Annotated in this window: 14 protein-coding genes and 1 pseudogene; 13 read left to right on the forward strand and 2 right to left on the reverse strand. The window is 66.2% G+C overall.

The features are described 5' to 3' along the window. Positions 1-68: 68 nt before the first annotated feature. From ACHMWQ_RS12640 to ACHMWQ_RS12650, 3 genes and pseudogenes are all read left to right on the forward strand, one after another. The gene (locus ACHMWQ_RS12640; RefSeq protein WP_396307729.1) at positions 69-848 is read left to right on the forward strand and encodes a WecB/TagA/CpsF family glycosyltransferase; all 780 of its coding nucleotides are present in this window, start codon (positions 69-71) and stop codon (positions 846-848) included. A gap of 812 nt (positions 849-1,660) precedes the next feature. Then, a pseudogene (locus ACHMWQ_RS12645) lies at positions 1,661-1,852 on the forward strand (hypothetical protein); the annotation flags it as partial. A 54-nt stretch (positions 1,853-1,906) separates the two neighbouring features. After that, positions 1,907-2,059 (forward strand): hypothetical protein, encoded by a 153-nt coding sequence (locus ACHMWQ_RS12650; RefSeq protein WP_396307730.1) that lies wholly within the window; start codon positions 1,907-1,909, stop codon positions 2,057-2,059. Here ACHMWQ_RS12650 and ACHMWQ_RS12655 read toward each other — a convergent pair. Further along, positions 2,056-3,135 carry a glycosyltransferase gene (locus ACHMWQ_RS12655; RefSeq protein ID WP_396307731.1) on the reverse strand — a complete coding sequence of 360 codons (1,080 nt, stop codon included), beginning with the start codon at positions 3,133-3,135 and terminating at the stop codon, positions 2,056-2,058. The two genes, ACHMWQ_RS12650 and ACHMWQ_RS12655, sit on opposite strands and share 4 nt — an antisense overlap. An 82-nt stretch (positions 3,136-3,217) precedes the next feature. Here ACHMWQ_RS12655 and ACHMWQ_RS12660 point away from each other — a divergent pair, with 82 nt between their 5' ends. The 8 genes from ACHMWQ_RS12660 to phnE (ACHMWQ_RS12695) all read left to right on the forward strand — a co-directional run bounded on the left by ACHMWQ_RS12660 (position 3,218) and on the right by phnE (ACHMWQ_RS12695) (position 10,768). Further along, entirely contained in the window at positions 3,218-4,681 is a 1,464-nt protein-coding gene (locus ACHMWQ_RS12660; RefSeq protein WP_396307732.1) for a hypothetical protein, read from the forward strand. Between the two features lie 109 nt (positions 4,682-4,790). After that, entirely contained in the window at positions 4,791-5,816 is a 1,026-nt protein-coding gene (locus ACHMWQ_RS12665) for an adenosylhomocysteinase (protein ID WP_396307733.1), read from the forward strand. Continuing rightward, on the forward strand, positions 5,788-5,988 hold the full coding sequence (locus tag ACHMWQ_RS12670) for a hypothetical protein (RefSeq protein WP_396307734.1): 201 nt from the start codon (positions 5,788-5,790) through the stop codon (positions 5,986-5,988). The genes ACHMWQ_RS12665 and ACHMWQ_RS12670 overlap by 29 nt, the downstream gene beginning before the upstream one ends. Before the next feature lie 46 nt (positions 5,989-6,034). Further along, complete coding sequence (locus tag ACHMWQ_RS12675; protein ID WP_396307735.1) at positions 6,035-6,817, forward strand: IclR family transcriptional regulator; 783 nt, start codon at positions 6,035-6,037, stop codon at positions 6,815-6,817. 256 nt (positions 6,818-7,073) lie between these two features. Further along, complete coding sequence (phnC, locus tag ACHMWQ_RS12680; protein WP_396307736.1) at positions 7,074-7,880, forward strand: phosphonate ABC transporter ATP-binding protein; 807 nt, start codon at positions 7,074-7,076, stop codon at positions 7,878-7,880. Positions 7,881-7,941: 61 nt separating this feature from the next. Continuing rightward, positions 7,942-8,880 carry a phosphonate ABC transporter substrate-binding protein gene (gene phnD / locus ACHMWQ_RS12685; protein WP_396307737.1) on the forward strand — a complete coding sequence of 313 codons (939 nt, stop codon included), beginning with the start codon at positions 7,942-7,944 and terminating at the stop codon, positions 8,878-8,880. A 116-nt stretch (positions 8,881-8,996) separates the two neighbouring features. Beyond that, a complete protein-coding gene (gene phnE / locus ACHMWQ_RS12690) occupies positions 8,997-9,881 on the forward strand; it encodes a phosphonate ABC transporter, permease protein PhnE (RefSeq protein ID WP_396307738.1) in 885 nt (294 codons plus the stop codon). Beyond that, complete coding sequence (phnE, locus tag ACHMWQ_RS12695) at positions 9,878-10,768, forward strand: phosphonate ABC transporter, permease protein PhnE (RefSeq protein ID WP_396307739.1); 891 nt, start codon at positions 9,878-9,880, stop codon at positions 10,766-10,768. Before phnE (ACHMWQ_RS12690) ends, phnE (ACHMWQ_RS12695) begins: the two co-directional genes overlap by 4 nt. Before the next feature lie 204 nt (positions 10,769-10,972). Here the strand turns inward: phnE (ACHMWQ_RS12695) and phnF are convergent, their stop codons facing one another. Beyond that, entirely contained in the window at positions 10,973-11,734 is a 762-nt protein-coding gene (gene phnF, locus ACHMWQ_RS12700) for a phosphonate metabolism transcriptional regulator PhnF (protein ID WP_396307740.1), read from the reverse strand. A gap of 84 nt (positions 11,735-11,818) precedes the next feature. Here phnF and phnG point away from each other — a divergent pair, with 84 nt between their 5' ends. Both phnG and phnH read left to right on the forward strand, forming a co-directional pair. After that, entirely contained in the window at positions 11,819-12,295 is a 477-nt protein-coding gene (phnG, locus tag ACHMWQ_RS12705) for a phosphonate C-P lyase system protein PhnG (protein WP_396307741.1), read from the forward strand. Next, positions 12,295-12,894: a phosphonate C-P lyase system protein PhnH gene (gene phnH / locus ACHMWQ_RS12710; protein WP_396307742.1), complete on the forward strand. Its 600-nt coding sequence runs from the start codon at positions 12,295-12,297 to the stop codon at positions 12,892-12,894. The genes phnG and phnH overlap by 1 nt, the downstream gene beginning before the upstream one ends. The last annotated feature ends 1 nt before the right edge of the window (position 12,895 follow it).

The following is a 12,895-nucleotide window of genomic DNA, read 5'->3' on the forward strand; positions in this document are numbered from 1 at the left end:
GCCGGCGCCGCGTCGCCTTCGCGATCCGACAGGCGTTGAAGCACTCGAGAAGATGCGAGCGGACGACCATGGCAAGCCCTGACATCAAGCGATCGGCAGGCCCGGCGGACCTCGTGCGCATCGATGCCGGTCGCGTCAATGTCGCGACGCAGGCCGAGCTGATCGCACGCGTCATCGCCGATGCGCGGAGCGGCCATGGTGGTTCCGTCTTCACGCTCAATCTCGATCATCTGGTGAAGCTCCGCGACGATGCCGCCTTTCGCGACGCCTATGCGGCCGCGACCTATGTCACCGCCGATGGCGCGCCGGTTGTCAGCATCGCCCGTCGCCAGGGGGCGGCGGTCGATCGCGTCACCGGCGCGGATCTGGTCGTGCCGCTCTGCCAGGCGGCGGCCGAGGCAGGCGTCTCCATCCATCTGTTCGGCACCTCCGACACGATCCGCGATGCCGCGGCGGCGGAGCTGCGGACCGAAATTCCGGGGCTCGTGATCGCCGGATCGGAATCGCCGCCGCGCGGCTTCGACCCGAACGGCGCGGAGGCGAGGGCTGCCGCCGACCGGATCGCTGCGTCCGGCGCCGGCATATGCTTCGTCGCGCTCGGCGCGCCGAAGCAGGAACTGTTCGCCCACGCCGCCACGCAGCGCGCCGGCAGCGTCGTCTATATCTGCATCGGCGCCGCGCTCGACTTCATCTCCGGCCACAGCAAGCGCGCGCCGGTCGCTTTCCAGCGCACCGGCACGGAATGGGTCTGGCGCTTTCTCCAGGAACCGCGCCGGCTCGGCATGCGCTATGCGCGCTCCATGGCCTATTACATCGCTTATCTGCTAAAGGGCTCGCGTCGCGGCTGAGGAATACCGGGCAATGCAACACCGCCTGACAATGCTGCATCCGATTGATCCGCGCGGCTCCAAGGTTGGCGGCATCGAAACGCATGTCCGCCTGATGTTCGAGCGCCACCCGCCCGATTTCTCGGTGCTGCTGGTCGGCGTCGACGAGCGCGGCGATCTCGAGCTTGGCAAGGTGGTGAAGCTTCCGGTCGGCGACCACACGATCGACTTCCTGCCCGTCGTGCATATCCCCGGCAAGGAGATCCACGGCGCAGCCAAGAAGCTCTGGCAATCGGTGACGCTGCGCTTCGCGCTGGGCGCGCTACGGTATCTGCCGACCATCCGCCGCGCGGGTGCCTCGCCTAGGGCGACGACCGAACTGCAGCGCTTCGAGTTCGCGCCGATCGGACGGATGCTCGGTCGCCCCGTCGTGCAGCTCGTGCATGGCGAGGGCAGCCGCAAGGACCAGATGGATTCGCTGATCAAGCGCTTCTGGTACATCAATGCCGTCAACGAGCGCATCGCCTTGCGGCTCGCGAGCCGCATCGTCTGCGTCAACCAGAACATCATCGAGCGCTTCAAGAAGGTGATGCCGCAATTCGTGGCGAAGTCGGAACTGTTGACCGTCTCGGTCGACATGGACCGCTTTGCGCTGGCGCCCTTTCCCGAAGGCGACGTGTTCCGGATCGTCTTTGCGGGCCGCCTCGATGCGTTCAAGGACCCGCCCCTGATGTTCGAGACGACGCGCCGGCTGCACGAGTTCGCGCGGCGGCCGTTTCGAGTTTCACTATATCGGCACCAGCGATCCCCATCGCTTCGCCGAATTCGCCGCGATCGAGCCGTTTACGATCCGGCACGGCTTCCAGAATTCCGAGGGCGTCGCGGCGATCATGCGGCAATGCCATGCCGGCGTGCTGACCTCGTTCTTCGAGGGAATGCCCTGCTACCTCCTGGAATCGCTGTCGACCGGTCGCCCCGTAGGGGCGATCCGCCTGCCGCAATTCGATCCGTTGCTTGTGGACGGCGAAAGCGGCTTCCTGGTTGAACGGCCGGCGGATCCGGTCGCCTCTGCGGAGGCGATGACCGCTGGCTTCCTGAAGCTTTGGGACGAGATCCAGTCCGGCCAGCTCGATCCCGCCGCGATCCGCGCCAGGGCGGTTCCCTATTCGACCGAGGTGCAGATGCCGAAGCTGTTCGAGCGTCACCGGCAACTGGCGGCGGCCCGGAGCTAGCCGCCTCGGCGCTCGCGCACGATCTCGTCGAGCAGAGCCTGCCAGGCGGCAAAGCCGGCCTCGCTCGAAAACAGCTTTGCCCGGGCGATGCGCGGCGCCGGATCGCCGGGGTCGGCAAGAGCCGCATCGATCGCATGCGCCATCGACCGCGTGTCGCCAATTGGAACGATCTTGCCGAACGTGTCACCCTGGAGGATTTCGCGCGGGCCCGCGCAGGCGGTGGCAACGACCGGCAGCCCGGCACCCAGCGCCTCGACCGCGACCATGCCGAAAGCTTCCGTGCGCGACGGGATCACGCAGAGCCGCGATTTTGCGTAGAGCGGCGCGGGGTCGGTGTAGCCCACGAGGTTCACTTTCCAGCCGAGGTCATGCTCGCGGATCAACGCTTCCAGCGCGCCGCGCTCGGGCCCTTCGCCGGCAATCGTCAGCGTCGCATGATGGGTCGCGACGCGGGCAAAGGCCTCGATCAGGTCGCCAAAACCTTTTTCGCGCGACAGCCGGCCGACGGTGACGACGGCGGGCGGTCGCGCCGCCAGGCTCCCGGCGTCGACCTCTGTCGGCGGTAGCGGCACGGGATTGTAGATCCGCACGGTCTTGCCGGCTTCCGCGCCCCAGCGATCGATCATCACGGTTTTCAGCGTCTCCGAGACGCAGACGATCCGGCTGCACAGCTTGGTCAGGATCGGCATGCCGTAATAGGCGGCGGCGCTGAGCTTGCCGGTCCGGTATTCCTGGAAGCCATGGAACGAGACGACCAGCGGCACGCGGCTGCCGGATACCACCTTGGCGAGCGCCAGCTTGGTGGCGTTGCCGGAAAGGGCGGAGAGCGCCACATCCGGCTTGAAGTGGCGCAGCAGGCGGGCGAGCCCGGCAATATTGGCCCGGTTGCCGGGCTTCAGGATCTCGAGCCGGACGGCGGGGTTGAGCGGCGTTGCGTCGTCTCCCGCGCCATCGACAGCTAGAATGACCTCGTCGCCCTGGGACGCGAAATGCGAGGCGAGCAGAGCCCAGACGCGCTCCGCCCCGCCGCCGCCGGCGAGCGAACGCGTGTAAAACAGATACTTACGCTTTGCCATTAGCCTGCTCGTTCCGCGTGCCGGAAATGTATCGTATCGAGCCGTAATGCCGAATGCGCGCCGCGCCAAGGAGAGAGATGCCATGCGGATCGATATCCGGCTCGACCCGGCGGAATTGCGCGGCTGGCAGGTCGAAGTTGTCGCTGGCCTGCGCGCGCTTCCCGAATGCGAAGTCAGGATCTCCAAGGGCAGGGCGACCGGCGGCCTGCCGAAATCCGCCGAGACCCTGTTCTGGCTGGAGCGCACGCTTTTCCATGCCGAACACGGCGCCCTGGCGACCCACGCTGGCTGGCCCGATCTGCCAATCGCGGATGGTGACTGGAATCCGGATCTTCGGATCGATCTCTGTGGCGACGGCAGCGAGGAGCGCGCGGGGGATGTGCTGACGATCCGATGCGACGGCGAGCCGCTGGAAGCGGGCGCGCTGGCGGCGGTGCTCGACGAGCGCGCGCCCTGTTTCGAAACTGTGCTGGCGATCGAGGGGGCCTCGCGGGTTCTTTCCGTCTGGCGGCCGGCGGTCGAGAATCCGCGCAGCGCGACCGCGGCGCTCGGCATGCTGCTCGGCCGCGCCGCCCACATGCTCGTGCATGATGCGGCGCGGCTCGTCGAAGGTATCCCGGCGGGCAGCCTTGCCGCTCCTCCGGCTCCGGCCAAGCGCAATCGTTCGGCGGCAGGCTTCCTTGCCGCATCGCTGTCTGCCCGCGTGCGCCATCGGATCGAAAGGCAACTGGGCCGCGCGCCGAACTGGTTCGTCGCCTGGCGCGAGCGGACGGGCGGTGACGAATTGCCTGTGATCACGCCGACCGGCTTTCGCCGGCTCGCCGATGACGGCCAGCGCTTCTATGCCGACCCATTCCTTTGGGAACGCGACGGCAAGCGCTATCTCTTCGTCGAGGAATTCCCCTATGCGACGGGCAAGGGCGTCCTTTCGCTCAGCGAGATCGACGGCGATGGCAAGATCGATCGGCCGCGCGTGATCTTCGAGACCGATTGCCATCTCTCCTATCCGTTCCTGTTCGAGCATGAGGGCGCTCACTGGATGATCCCGGAGACATCCGCGCGCCGCACCGTCGAGCTCTATCGCGCCGATCCGTTCCCCGATCGCTGGACGCTGCATTCGGTGCTCTTGGAAAATGTCGATCTCGGCGATGCGACCCTGCAGAAGGTCAGCGACAGCTGGTGGATGTTCGCCGGCTCGCGGGAGCGCTGGACGTCGAGCTGGGATGCGCTCTCGCTTTATCGCGCGCCGTCGCCCTTCGGCCCATGGCAGCCCCATCCCGGCAATCCGGTGATGGTCGATCTTAACGCCGCGCGTCCCGCCGGGCGTATCCTCGAGATCGGCGGCCGGCTGGTGCGGCCGGTGCAAAATTGCGACGGGCTCTATGGCGCGGCACTGGGCTTTGCCGAAATCCGCACGCTCACGTCCGAGGCCTATGCGCAGACGCTGTCGGCGATGGTGCTGCCCTGGGGCGACAATACCGGCCTGCATACCTTCAATCGCAGCGCGAGCCTGGAAGTGATCGACCTGTTCGGCCCGCGCGGCTGAGGCCGCCCAACAACCTTTCATAGCTGATGGACGGGAGCGGCAGGATTGACTCGCTCTCGACAAATATGAAAAAGTTTTTCGCATAGGAAATGTATGCGGGAGACGGGACATGGCCGACACCTTGACGGAGAGCGAACGGATCGAGCGCGGCGGCAAGCGGATCAACTGGATTCGCTCGCGCATGCGGTTGCTGGCCGGCGTCCGCGCCGATTTCGAGCGCGACCGGCCGTTCGCTGGCCTTTCCATCGGTGTCTCGCTGCATCTGGAGCCGAAGACGGCGGTACTGCTCGAAGTGCTGCAGGCCGGCGGCGCGGCGATTGTCGGAACCGGCAATCACGGCTCGACCCAGGACGATATCGTCGCCGTGCTCAAGGCCAAGGGCATGCAGCTCTACGGCAAGCGCGACGACGATATCGACCAGCACCTGAAGAACGTCGCCAAGGTCGTTGCTGCCCGTCCCGACATCCTGCTCGACAATGGCGCCGATCTGGTCGCGCTGGCGATCGAGGCGGGCACGGAGGGATCGATACGCGGCGGCACGGAGGAGACGACATCCGGCGGCGACCGCCTGCGCGACGAGCTCGCCGGCAGGGTGCCGTTCCCAGTCATCGTCATCAACGACAGCCCGTTGAAGCAGATCGCCGAGAACCGCCACGCCGTCGGCCAGTCGATCGTCGAAAGCTTTATGCGGATCACCAATCTGATGATCCCTGGCCGCCGTTTCGTCGTGGTCGGCTATGGCTGGTGCGGGCGCGGCATCGCGCAATATCTGGACGCGCTTGGCGGTCGCGTGGCCGTGGTCGAGACCGATGCGATCAAGGCGCTGGAAGCGGCCCTCGACGGCTATCGGGTTGGAAAGATCGAGGACCTGGCCGGCTGGGGCGAGGTCTTCATTACCGCCACGGGCCGTCCCGGCGTCATCGGCGAAGCGGCGATCGCAAGGATGCGCTCGGGCGCGATCCTCGCCAATTCCGGCCATTTCCCGTGGGAGATTGACGTTGCAGCCCTGCGGACGCAGGCGACCGGCTCGGAACTGGTGGACGAACTCGCTGGAACGGATCGAGCTTGCCGATGGCCGGCATGTCGTGCTGGTGGCGGATGGGCGGATGTTCAATCTCGCCGGCCGCGAGCCTAAGGGCAACTCGATCGAATCGATGGATATCGGTTTCATGCTGCAGGCGCTGTCGCTGGCGCGGGTCGCAGGCGACAGCCGCGCAGCGCTGGTCGAGGGCGCCCAGCCGGTTCCCGCCGACATCAACCAGACGATCGCCCGACGCATGGTGGCGGAGATGGGCGTCGACCTGTAGGAGGTCATCCATCCCTCTGCCATCCGCCTTGGAGATGGCCGCAGCCATGGACAGCCAAATGGTCGCCGACACCGGAATCGAGAGCCCGAACTACGGCGTGCCCGCGCTCGACAAGGCGCTCGATATCCTCGAGCTTTTGGCCGGCAGCAAGGAGGGGATGACGCTCGGCGAAATAGCTGCGGCGGTCGACCGCTCGGTCAACCAGATCTACCGCACGCTGGTGACGCTGGAGCGGCGCGGCTACCTGTTCCGCGCGCGCCCCTCCGGGCTCTATTTCCTGTCGCTGATGCTGTTCGAGATCGCCCACCGGCAGGAACCGATGCGCGGCCTGATCGACATGGCGCTGCCGGCGATGCGCAGCTTGAGCGAAGCGATCGGCCAATCCAGCAATCTGAGCATCCATGATGCCGGGCGGGTCGTCGTCATCGCGCAGATCGACAGCCCGAGCCCGTTTGGATTCCGCGTGCGGGCCGGAGCAACGTTTCCGCTGTTTGAAAGCGCCACCGGCCGGATGCTGATGGCCTTCGAGCCCGAAGCCTTGGCGCGCCACTGGCTCGATCTGTCCGTTCCCGAGGCGGAGCGCGCAACCATGCTGGGGCGGCTTGCCATCATTCGCGAGCATGGTTTCGAGGAAGAGCCGGACAGCCTGCAACCCGGTATCACCGATCTCGCCTTCCCGATCTGGAGCCGCGATGGCCGGGTCGTCGCGGCTCTCACCGTGCCCTATGTCGCGACGAGCTACAGCCGGCGGCCGATCGGCGAGGTTCGCGACGCGGCGCAGGCGGCCGCGGCTGCGATCAATGCCGCGATCCGGGGCGAGGGCGCCTAGGCGGAGAGCCGCCTGTAATTGCCTCCGACCGTGAGCCGCGCCGTCCGGAGGGAGGTGGGCTGCGCTGCCAAGAATCCCTGACACGAATTCTGTCGGTGGCGCGCCGTCCCGACTGTGTGACGCAACGATGAATGAGCCGGCGAAGTCGATTTCTACTTTGTCTTCGCGCGCTTCCACAGTGGTGCACAGGGTAGGTTGCCTGTCACAAAAGATTTGCTTCGAAAATGCATGATCCGCCCAACGAGGAGATCATTGCATGTTGGTTCTGGACGGCGTCGCACGACACTTCAACAACAAGGCAGCCGTCAGCGACGTCAGCCTGACGATCGGTTCGGGCAGCTTTGTTGGCGTGATCGGACGCTCCGGCGCAGGCAAGTCGACCCTGCTGCGCATGGTCAACCGCCTGGTCGATCCGACCGCCGGCTCGATCCGCTTCGGCGATGTCGACGTCACCAAGCTTCGCGGCAAGGAGCTGCGCGACTGGCGCGCCCGCTGCGCCATGATCTTCCAGCAGTTCAACCTGGTCGGCCGCCTTGATGTCCTGACCAATGTCCTGATGGGCCGCCTCAACACCGTCTCGACGCCGCGCTCGCTGCTACAGCTCTGGAAGGACGAGGATCGCGCCGTGGCGCTTTTGGCGCTGGAGCAGTTCGATATCTCGGCGCTGGCCGCCCAGCGCGCCGACAGCCTTTCCGGCGGACAGCAGCAGCGTGTGGCGATTGCCCGCGCGCTGGTGCAGGAACCGGAGATCATCCTGGCCGACGAGCCGATCGCCTCGCTCGACCCGCGCAACACCAAGGTCGTGATGGACGCGCTGCTGCGCATCAATCGCCACTACGGCATCACCGTCATGTGCAACCTGCACTCGCTCGATCTCGCCCGCACCTATTGCGATCGGCTGATCGGCATGTCGGCCGGCCGCGTCGTCTTTGACGGCGTGCCCGAAGAGCTGACCGAGGATGTCGCCCGCGACCTCTACGGCCTCGAGGCCGATGATGTTCTCGATTTCGATCCGGCGGTTGCGCCGGAACGTTTCCGCGGCGCCATCGCGGCCGCGGCCTGATCCCAAGCACTGCTTCCAAATCGGTGTCGATACGGCACCGCCAAAACCTGGAGACTACCCGATGTTGAACCGTCGTACCCTTATCGGCGCCGCCGTCGCTGGCCTGGCGCTGGCCGGCGTGGCTTCGCCCGCTTTCGCTGACTGGAAGGCCCAGTATCCCGAGCTGACGATCGCCGTCATCCCGGCCGAAAACGCCTCGACCACCGCCGACCGCTACCAGCCGCTGGCCGACTATCTCGGCAAGCAGCTCGGCGTTCCGGTCAAGCTGGCCGTCGCCACCGACTACGCCGCCGTCATCGAGGCCCAGCGCGCAGGCAATGCTCAGATCGCCATGTACGGCCCGGCTTCCTATGCCCGCGCCGTGCTGACCGGCGTCGAAGTCGACCCGGTCGTCGTGCCGCGTCATTCGAACGGCGCCACCGGCTATTATTCGGTGATCTACACGCTCGCCAACGGCCCCTACAAGTCGATCGACGACCTGAAGGGCAAGACGCTGGCGCTGGTCGACTCCAACTCGACCTCGGGCAACAACGCTCCGCGCTTCTTCCTGCATCGCGATGGCAAGGACGTCGACTCGTTCTTCGGCAAGGCGATCTTCGCCGGCAGCCATGACAACGCCGTCCTCGCGCTCGCCCAGGGCACCGTCGACGCCGCGGCCAATTCCTGGAACTCGGAAGACGATTCCAACCTGACCCGCATGATCTCGAAGGGCGTCCTCAAGAATGCCGATGGCAAGCCGATGAAGAAGGAAGACTTCCGCATCGTCTTCAAGACCGACTTCTTGCCGGAAGGTCCGTTCTCGGTGCTGTCGACCCTGCCGGCCGACCTGAAGGCCCAGATCAAGCAGGCCTTCCTCGACATGCCGAAGAACGATGCCAAGGCGTTTGCCGGCCTCTCGGACGGCAAGGACAAGGAATTCGTCGCGATCGAGCCGGCGACGCTCCAGCCGATCATCGACATGGTCAAGTTCAACGACGAGCAGCGCAAGAAGGGCTCCTAAGCCTCTTCCAGCCTTTTCGGGAGGCGGCCGGTTCATCCGGCCGCCTTTTTCGTAACCGGCCGCATGTCGCGGTTGTTCGTCCCTCGGGGCGGACGAAGAACGAGCGGAGACGGCTCTTGGCAACCGCCATTGCAAAGCTTCCGGACCAGCAGGCGGCGGCGCTCAGCCGCGCCTATGCCAGCTCCGTTGCGGCCAAGCGGATGAAGACGCTCGGCGTTCTCGCTGTCCTCGCGGTGTTGATCGTCATCAGCGGCCAGATGGCGGATATCCGCCCGTGGAAGCTGATCACCAATATCGGCAATTTCGGCTCCTTCATCGGACGCACGCTGCCGACGCTGACCCTAGGCAATTTCTTCGCCGACATGGCCAGCTGGTACTGGAATTTCGGCGCCTGGTTCCGGCTGCTGGTCGAGACGATCCTGATCGCCTATCTCGGCACGTTCCTGGGCGGTATTCTGGCTTTCTGCCTCTGCTTCTTCGCCTCGGCCAACCTCGTCCGCAACAAGACGACGCGGTTCGTGGCCCGGCGCTTCCTCGAATTTTGCCGCACCGTTCCCGATATCGTCTTCGCGCTGATCTTCGTGATCGCCTTCGGCCTCGGTCCGATGGCGGGCGTGCTGGCACTGACGATCCACACGGTCGGCGCGTTGGGAAAACTGTTCGCCGAGGTGGTCGAGAACATCGACATGAAGCCCGTCGAGGGTCTTCAGGCGACCGGCGCCTCCTGGCTGCAGGTCGTGCGCTTCGGCGTGCTGCCGCAGGTCTCGTCCGGCTTCGCCTCCTATGCCCTGCTGCGCTTCGAGATCAATGTCCGCGGTGCAGGCGTCATGGGCTTCGTCGGTGCCGGCGGCATCGGCCAGGAATTCCTGATCGCCATCCGCAATTTCTACTACACCGACGTCAGCGCCATCCTCCTGATGATCATCGTCACCGTGATCCTGATCGATCTCGGCACCGAACAGGTTCGTCATCGATTGATCGGCATGGAGCGCATGCGATGAACACGGCTTCCTCTACGATGCCCTCAGGCAAGCGCGCCATTCGCGAAACGGCGCTGGCCGATCTCGACGGTCTCCGACGACGCCACCCCGGCGCCTTCGCCCAGTCGGCGACGCGGCGCGTGTTCATGATCGGGCTGCCGCTGGCGATGGCGCTGCTGGCATTCGGCGCCATGGTCTGGCTCGATTTCTCGCTGGTGCGAATCTGGAACGGCCTGCACCGGCTCGGTCAGTTCGCCGTGCTGATGATCCCGCCGGCGCCCGAAGGCCGGTTCATGGCCTTCTCCATCGCGCTCGGCGAAACGCTTTCGATCGCCTTCCTCGGCACGCTGACGGCGGCGATCCTCGCCTTTCCGGTCGCGTTCCTGGCCGCCAAGAACGTCATTCCCAACCCCTTCGTCCATTTCGGCGCCCGCCGGACCTTTGACGTGTTCCGTTCGGTCGACACGCTGATCTGGGCGCTGATGTGGATCAACGTCGTGGGCCTTGGCCCCTTCGCCGGCGCGCTTGCCATTGCCTGCGCCGATTTCGGCGCGTTTGGAAAACTGTTCTCCGAAGCGATCGAGGCGACCGACGGCAAGGCGACCGAGGGCATCGCGGCGTCGGGCGGCAGCAAGGCCCATCAGGTCCGCTTCGGCTTGGTGCCGCAGGTTCTACCGGTGATCGCCAGCCAGGTGCTCTACTTCTTCGAATCCAATGTCCGCTCGGCGACGATCATCGGCATTGTCGGCGCCGGTGGCGTCGGTGCGTATCTCACCGAACTGATCCGCGTGCTCGAGCTGAAGCAGGTCGCCTTCCTGATCCTTATGATCCTCGTCACCGTCGCGGTTATCGACTTCATCTCGTCCAAGCTGCGCATGGCGGTGATCGGCAAGTCAAAGATGGTTTGAGGGCTGTCCCGAAGGGGCGTGCGTGCTTCGAGACGCCGCTCTGCGATCGGCTCCTCAGCATGTTGCGTTGGAGGTCTGCTGACAGGTCTTGGCCGTCGCAGGCCTCTTCCTATTGGAGAGGCTTTCAAACCCAACATGCGGAGGAGCCGATCGCAGAGCGGCGTCTCGAAGCACGTACTATCCTCAACCTCTCCCTGAGGCCCCTCAGCTCTCCACCACCAGTTCCGTCCGGTCGGCGGAAAACGCCGCGCGGGTGAACTGGATCGGCGTGCCGGCCGGATCGACATTGACGCTCTCGACCGTCAGGAGCAGGCGACCCGGCGCCAGGTCGAGTTTCTGCGCTTCCTCGACGCCGGCCGGCCGCGCCGAGATCCGCGTCTCCAGCCGGCGATAATCGCCGACGCCGCAGGCTTCCAGCGCTTGTGTCACCGTGCCGACCGCGCGATAGGCATCGACCAGCCCGCCAAAGCGGGGCAGGGGGAAATAGGCGTTGCCGAGCGAGATCGGGCTGCCATCGGCCATGCGGACCGTGTCGAGCCGGACAACCGGCGCGCCCTCCGCGATCGCCAGCGCCTTGGCGACGCCGGGATCCGCCACCGTCTCATACGCTTCCAGCAGCTTGCCGCCGGCCTCGCGCCCGGCGCGGGACACGTTTTCCGAGAAGCGGGTGCGTGCGCCGATCGGGTAGGGCAGCGGCCTTGCCTCGACGAAAGTGCCGCGCCCCTGCGTCGCCCGCACCAGGCCGCGCGCCGCGAGTTCGGACAAGCTGCGCCGGACCGTATGGCGGTTGACCGCGAAGCGGGTGGCGAGCTGGCTCTCTGTCGGCAGCTGCATGCCGGCTCGCAGGCGTTCGCTGCGGATATCCGCTTCGATCTCGTCGGCGATCTGCCGCCAGGCGGCGATGCCGCGGCCGCGGGCCACTTCCGTCACGCCGTTGTCGTCGGCCGGGAGCACTGTGTCTGTCATCAAATCGTCACTGGACCTATTCATGCAGTTGTCTATATCATTAGACAACTCGAATGAGAAGCCTCGTAGGTGATGGATCTGGTCATGCGACATGAAGCGAACGGCGCCAAGCCGGCAACCGACCCCGATATTGCCGCCCGCCAGGCGGTGATGGCGACCTGCACCGGCGCGACGACCGCCGAGCTCGAGCACGCGCTGCAGGGCGTTGGCGAGATACCGGCGGCGAGCGATCTGCGCGGGACCGAAAACGGTCTCGTCATGCTGCGCGGCCGGATGGGCGGCGATGGCCGCGCCTTCAACCTGGGCGAGGCGACGGTCACGCGCGCCGCGGTTCGTCTGGACGACGGCCGCACCGGCTTCGCCTACCAGCTCGGCCGCGATACCGCCAAGGCGCGGATATCAGCCATTCTGGACGCGCTCTGGCAGGGTCCGGAGCGCGCCGCCGTCGAGCGCGTGCTGACGCCGATCCGCGACCGGATCGCCGGGGAAGCCGCCGCCAAGGCCCGCCGCGTCGCCGCGACCCGGGTCAATTTCTTCACCATGGTTCGCGGAGAGGATTGATGTCCGCCCTCGCTATCACCGCCGGCTTTGCCGATCCTGTCATCGAGGCGCAGGCGCATTTTAATGCCCTGATGAACGCGCTGGCGCGTCCGGGTTCGATCCAGCCTTTCCCGGCAGCCCTCGACGCCCCCGCGCCGTTGACGCCGGAACTCGCCGCCGTCGCGCTGACGCTGGCCGACCATGAGGCGACGCTCTGGCTCGACGAGACGCTCGCCGCCTCGAAGTCGGTCGTCGATTATCTCCGCTTCCATACCGGCGCCCGCCTGGTCGCCAACCCATCCGACGCCGCCTTCGCGCTGGTCGCCGACGTGGCGGCGATGCCGACGCTCGCCAGCTTCGCGCAGGGGACCGACGAGTATCCCGATCGCTCGACGACGATCGCCGTCGCCGTCGAGACGCTCGCCGCCGGCGGCGATCTCGAACTTACCGGCCCCGGCATCGAGGATCGGACCCGCTTCGATCTCTCGCCCCGGCCCGAGGGCCTTGCCGTTCAACTCGCCGCCAACCGCGCGAAATTTCCGCGCGGCGTCGATCTGGTTTTCGTCGGCGCCCGCGAAGTCGCGGCGCTGCCGCGCACGACACTCGTTTCGGAGGTCTGAT

It is taken from the genome of Kaistia sp. UC242_56 (assembly GCF_044452255.1).
Lineage (GTDB): Bacteria > Pseudomonadota > Alphaproteobacteria > Rhizobiales > Kaistiaceae > Kaistia > Kaistia defluvii_A.

Coding starts and splice junctions, on each gene's coding strand:
- ACHMWQ_RS12650 (WP_396307730.1), top strand. CDS start 1,907: ATGACCGCTGGCTTCCTGAAGCTTTGGGACGAGATCCAGTCCGGCCAG.
- ACHMWQ_RS12660 (WP_396307732.1), top strand. CDS start 3,218: ATGCGGATCGATATCCGGCTCGACCCGGCGGAATTGCGCGGCTGGCAG.
- phnH (WP_396307742.1), top strand. CDS start 12,295: ATGTCCGCCCTCGCTATCACCGCCGGCTTTGCCGATCCTGTCATCGAG.
- phnE (WP_396307739.1), top strand. CDS start 9,878: ATGAACACGGCTTCCTCTACGATGCCCTCAGGCAAGCGCGCCATTCGC.
- phnG (WP_396307741.1), top strand. CDS start 11,819: ATGCGACATGAAGCGAACGGCGCCAAGCCGGCAACCGACCCCGATATT.
- phnD (WP_396307737.1), top strand. CDS start 7,942: ATGTTGAACCGTCGTACCCTTATCGGCGCCGCCGTCGCTGGCCTGGCG.
- ACHMWQ_RS12675 (WP_396307735.1), top strand. CDS start 6,035: ATGGACAGCCAAATGGTCGCCGACACCGGAATCGAGAGCCCGAACTAC.
- ACHMWQ_RS12655 (WP_396307731.1), bottom strand. CDS start 3,135: ATGGCAAAGCGTAAGTATCTGTTTTACACGCGTTCGCTCGCCGGCGGC.
- ACHMWQ_RS12670 (WP_396307734.1), top strand. CDS start 5,788: ATGTTCAATCTCGCCGGCCGCGAGCCTAAGGGCAACTCGATCGAATCG.
- phnC (WP_396307736.1), top strand. CDS start 7,074: ATGTTGGTTCTGGACGGCGTCGCACGACACTTCAACAACAAGGCAGCC.
- ACHMWQ_RS12640 (WP_396307729.1), top strand. CDS start 69: ATGGCAAGCCCTGACATCAAGCGATCGGCAGGCCCGGCGGACCTCGTG.
- ACHMWQ_RS12665 (WP_396307733.1), top strand. CDS start 4,791: ATGGCCGACACCTTGACGGAGAGCGAACGGATCGAGCGCGGCGGCAAG.
- phnF (WP_396307740.1), bottom strand. CDS start 11,734: ATGACAGACACAGTGCTCCCGGCCGACGACAACGGCGTGACGGAAGTG.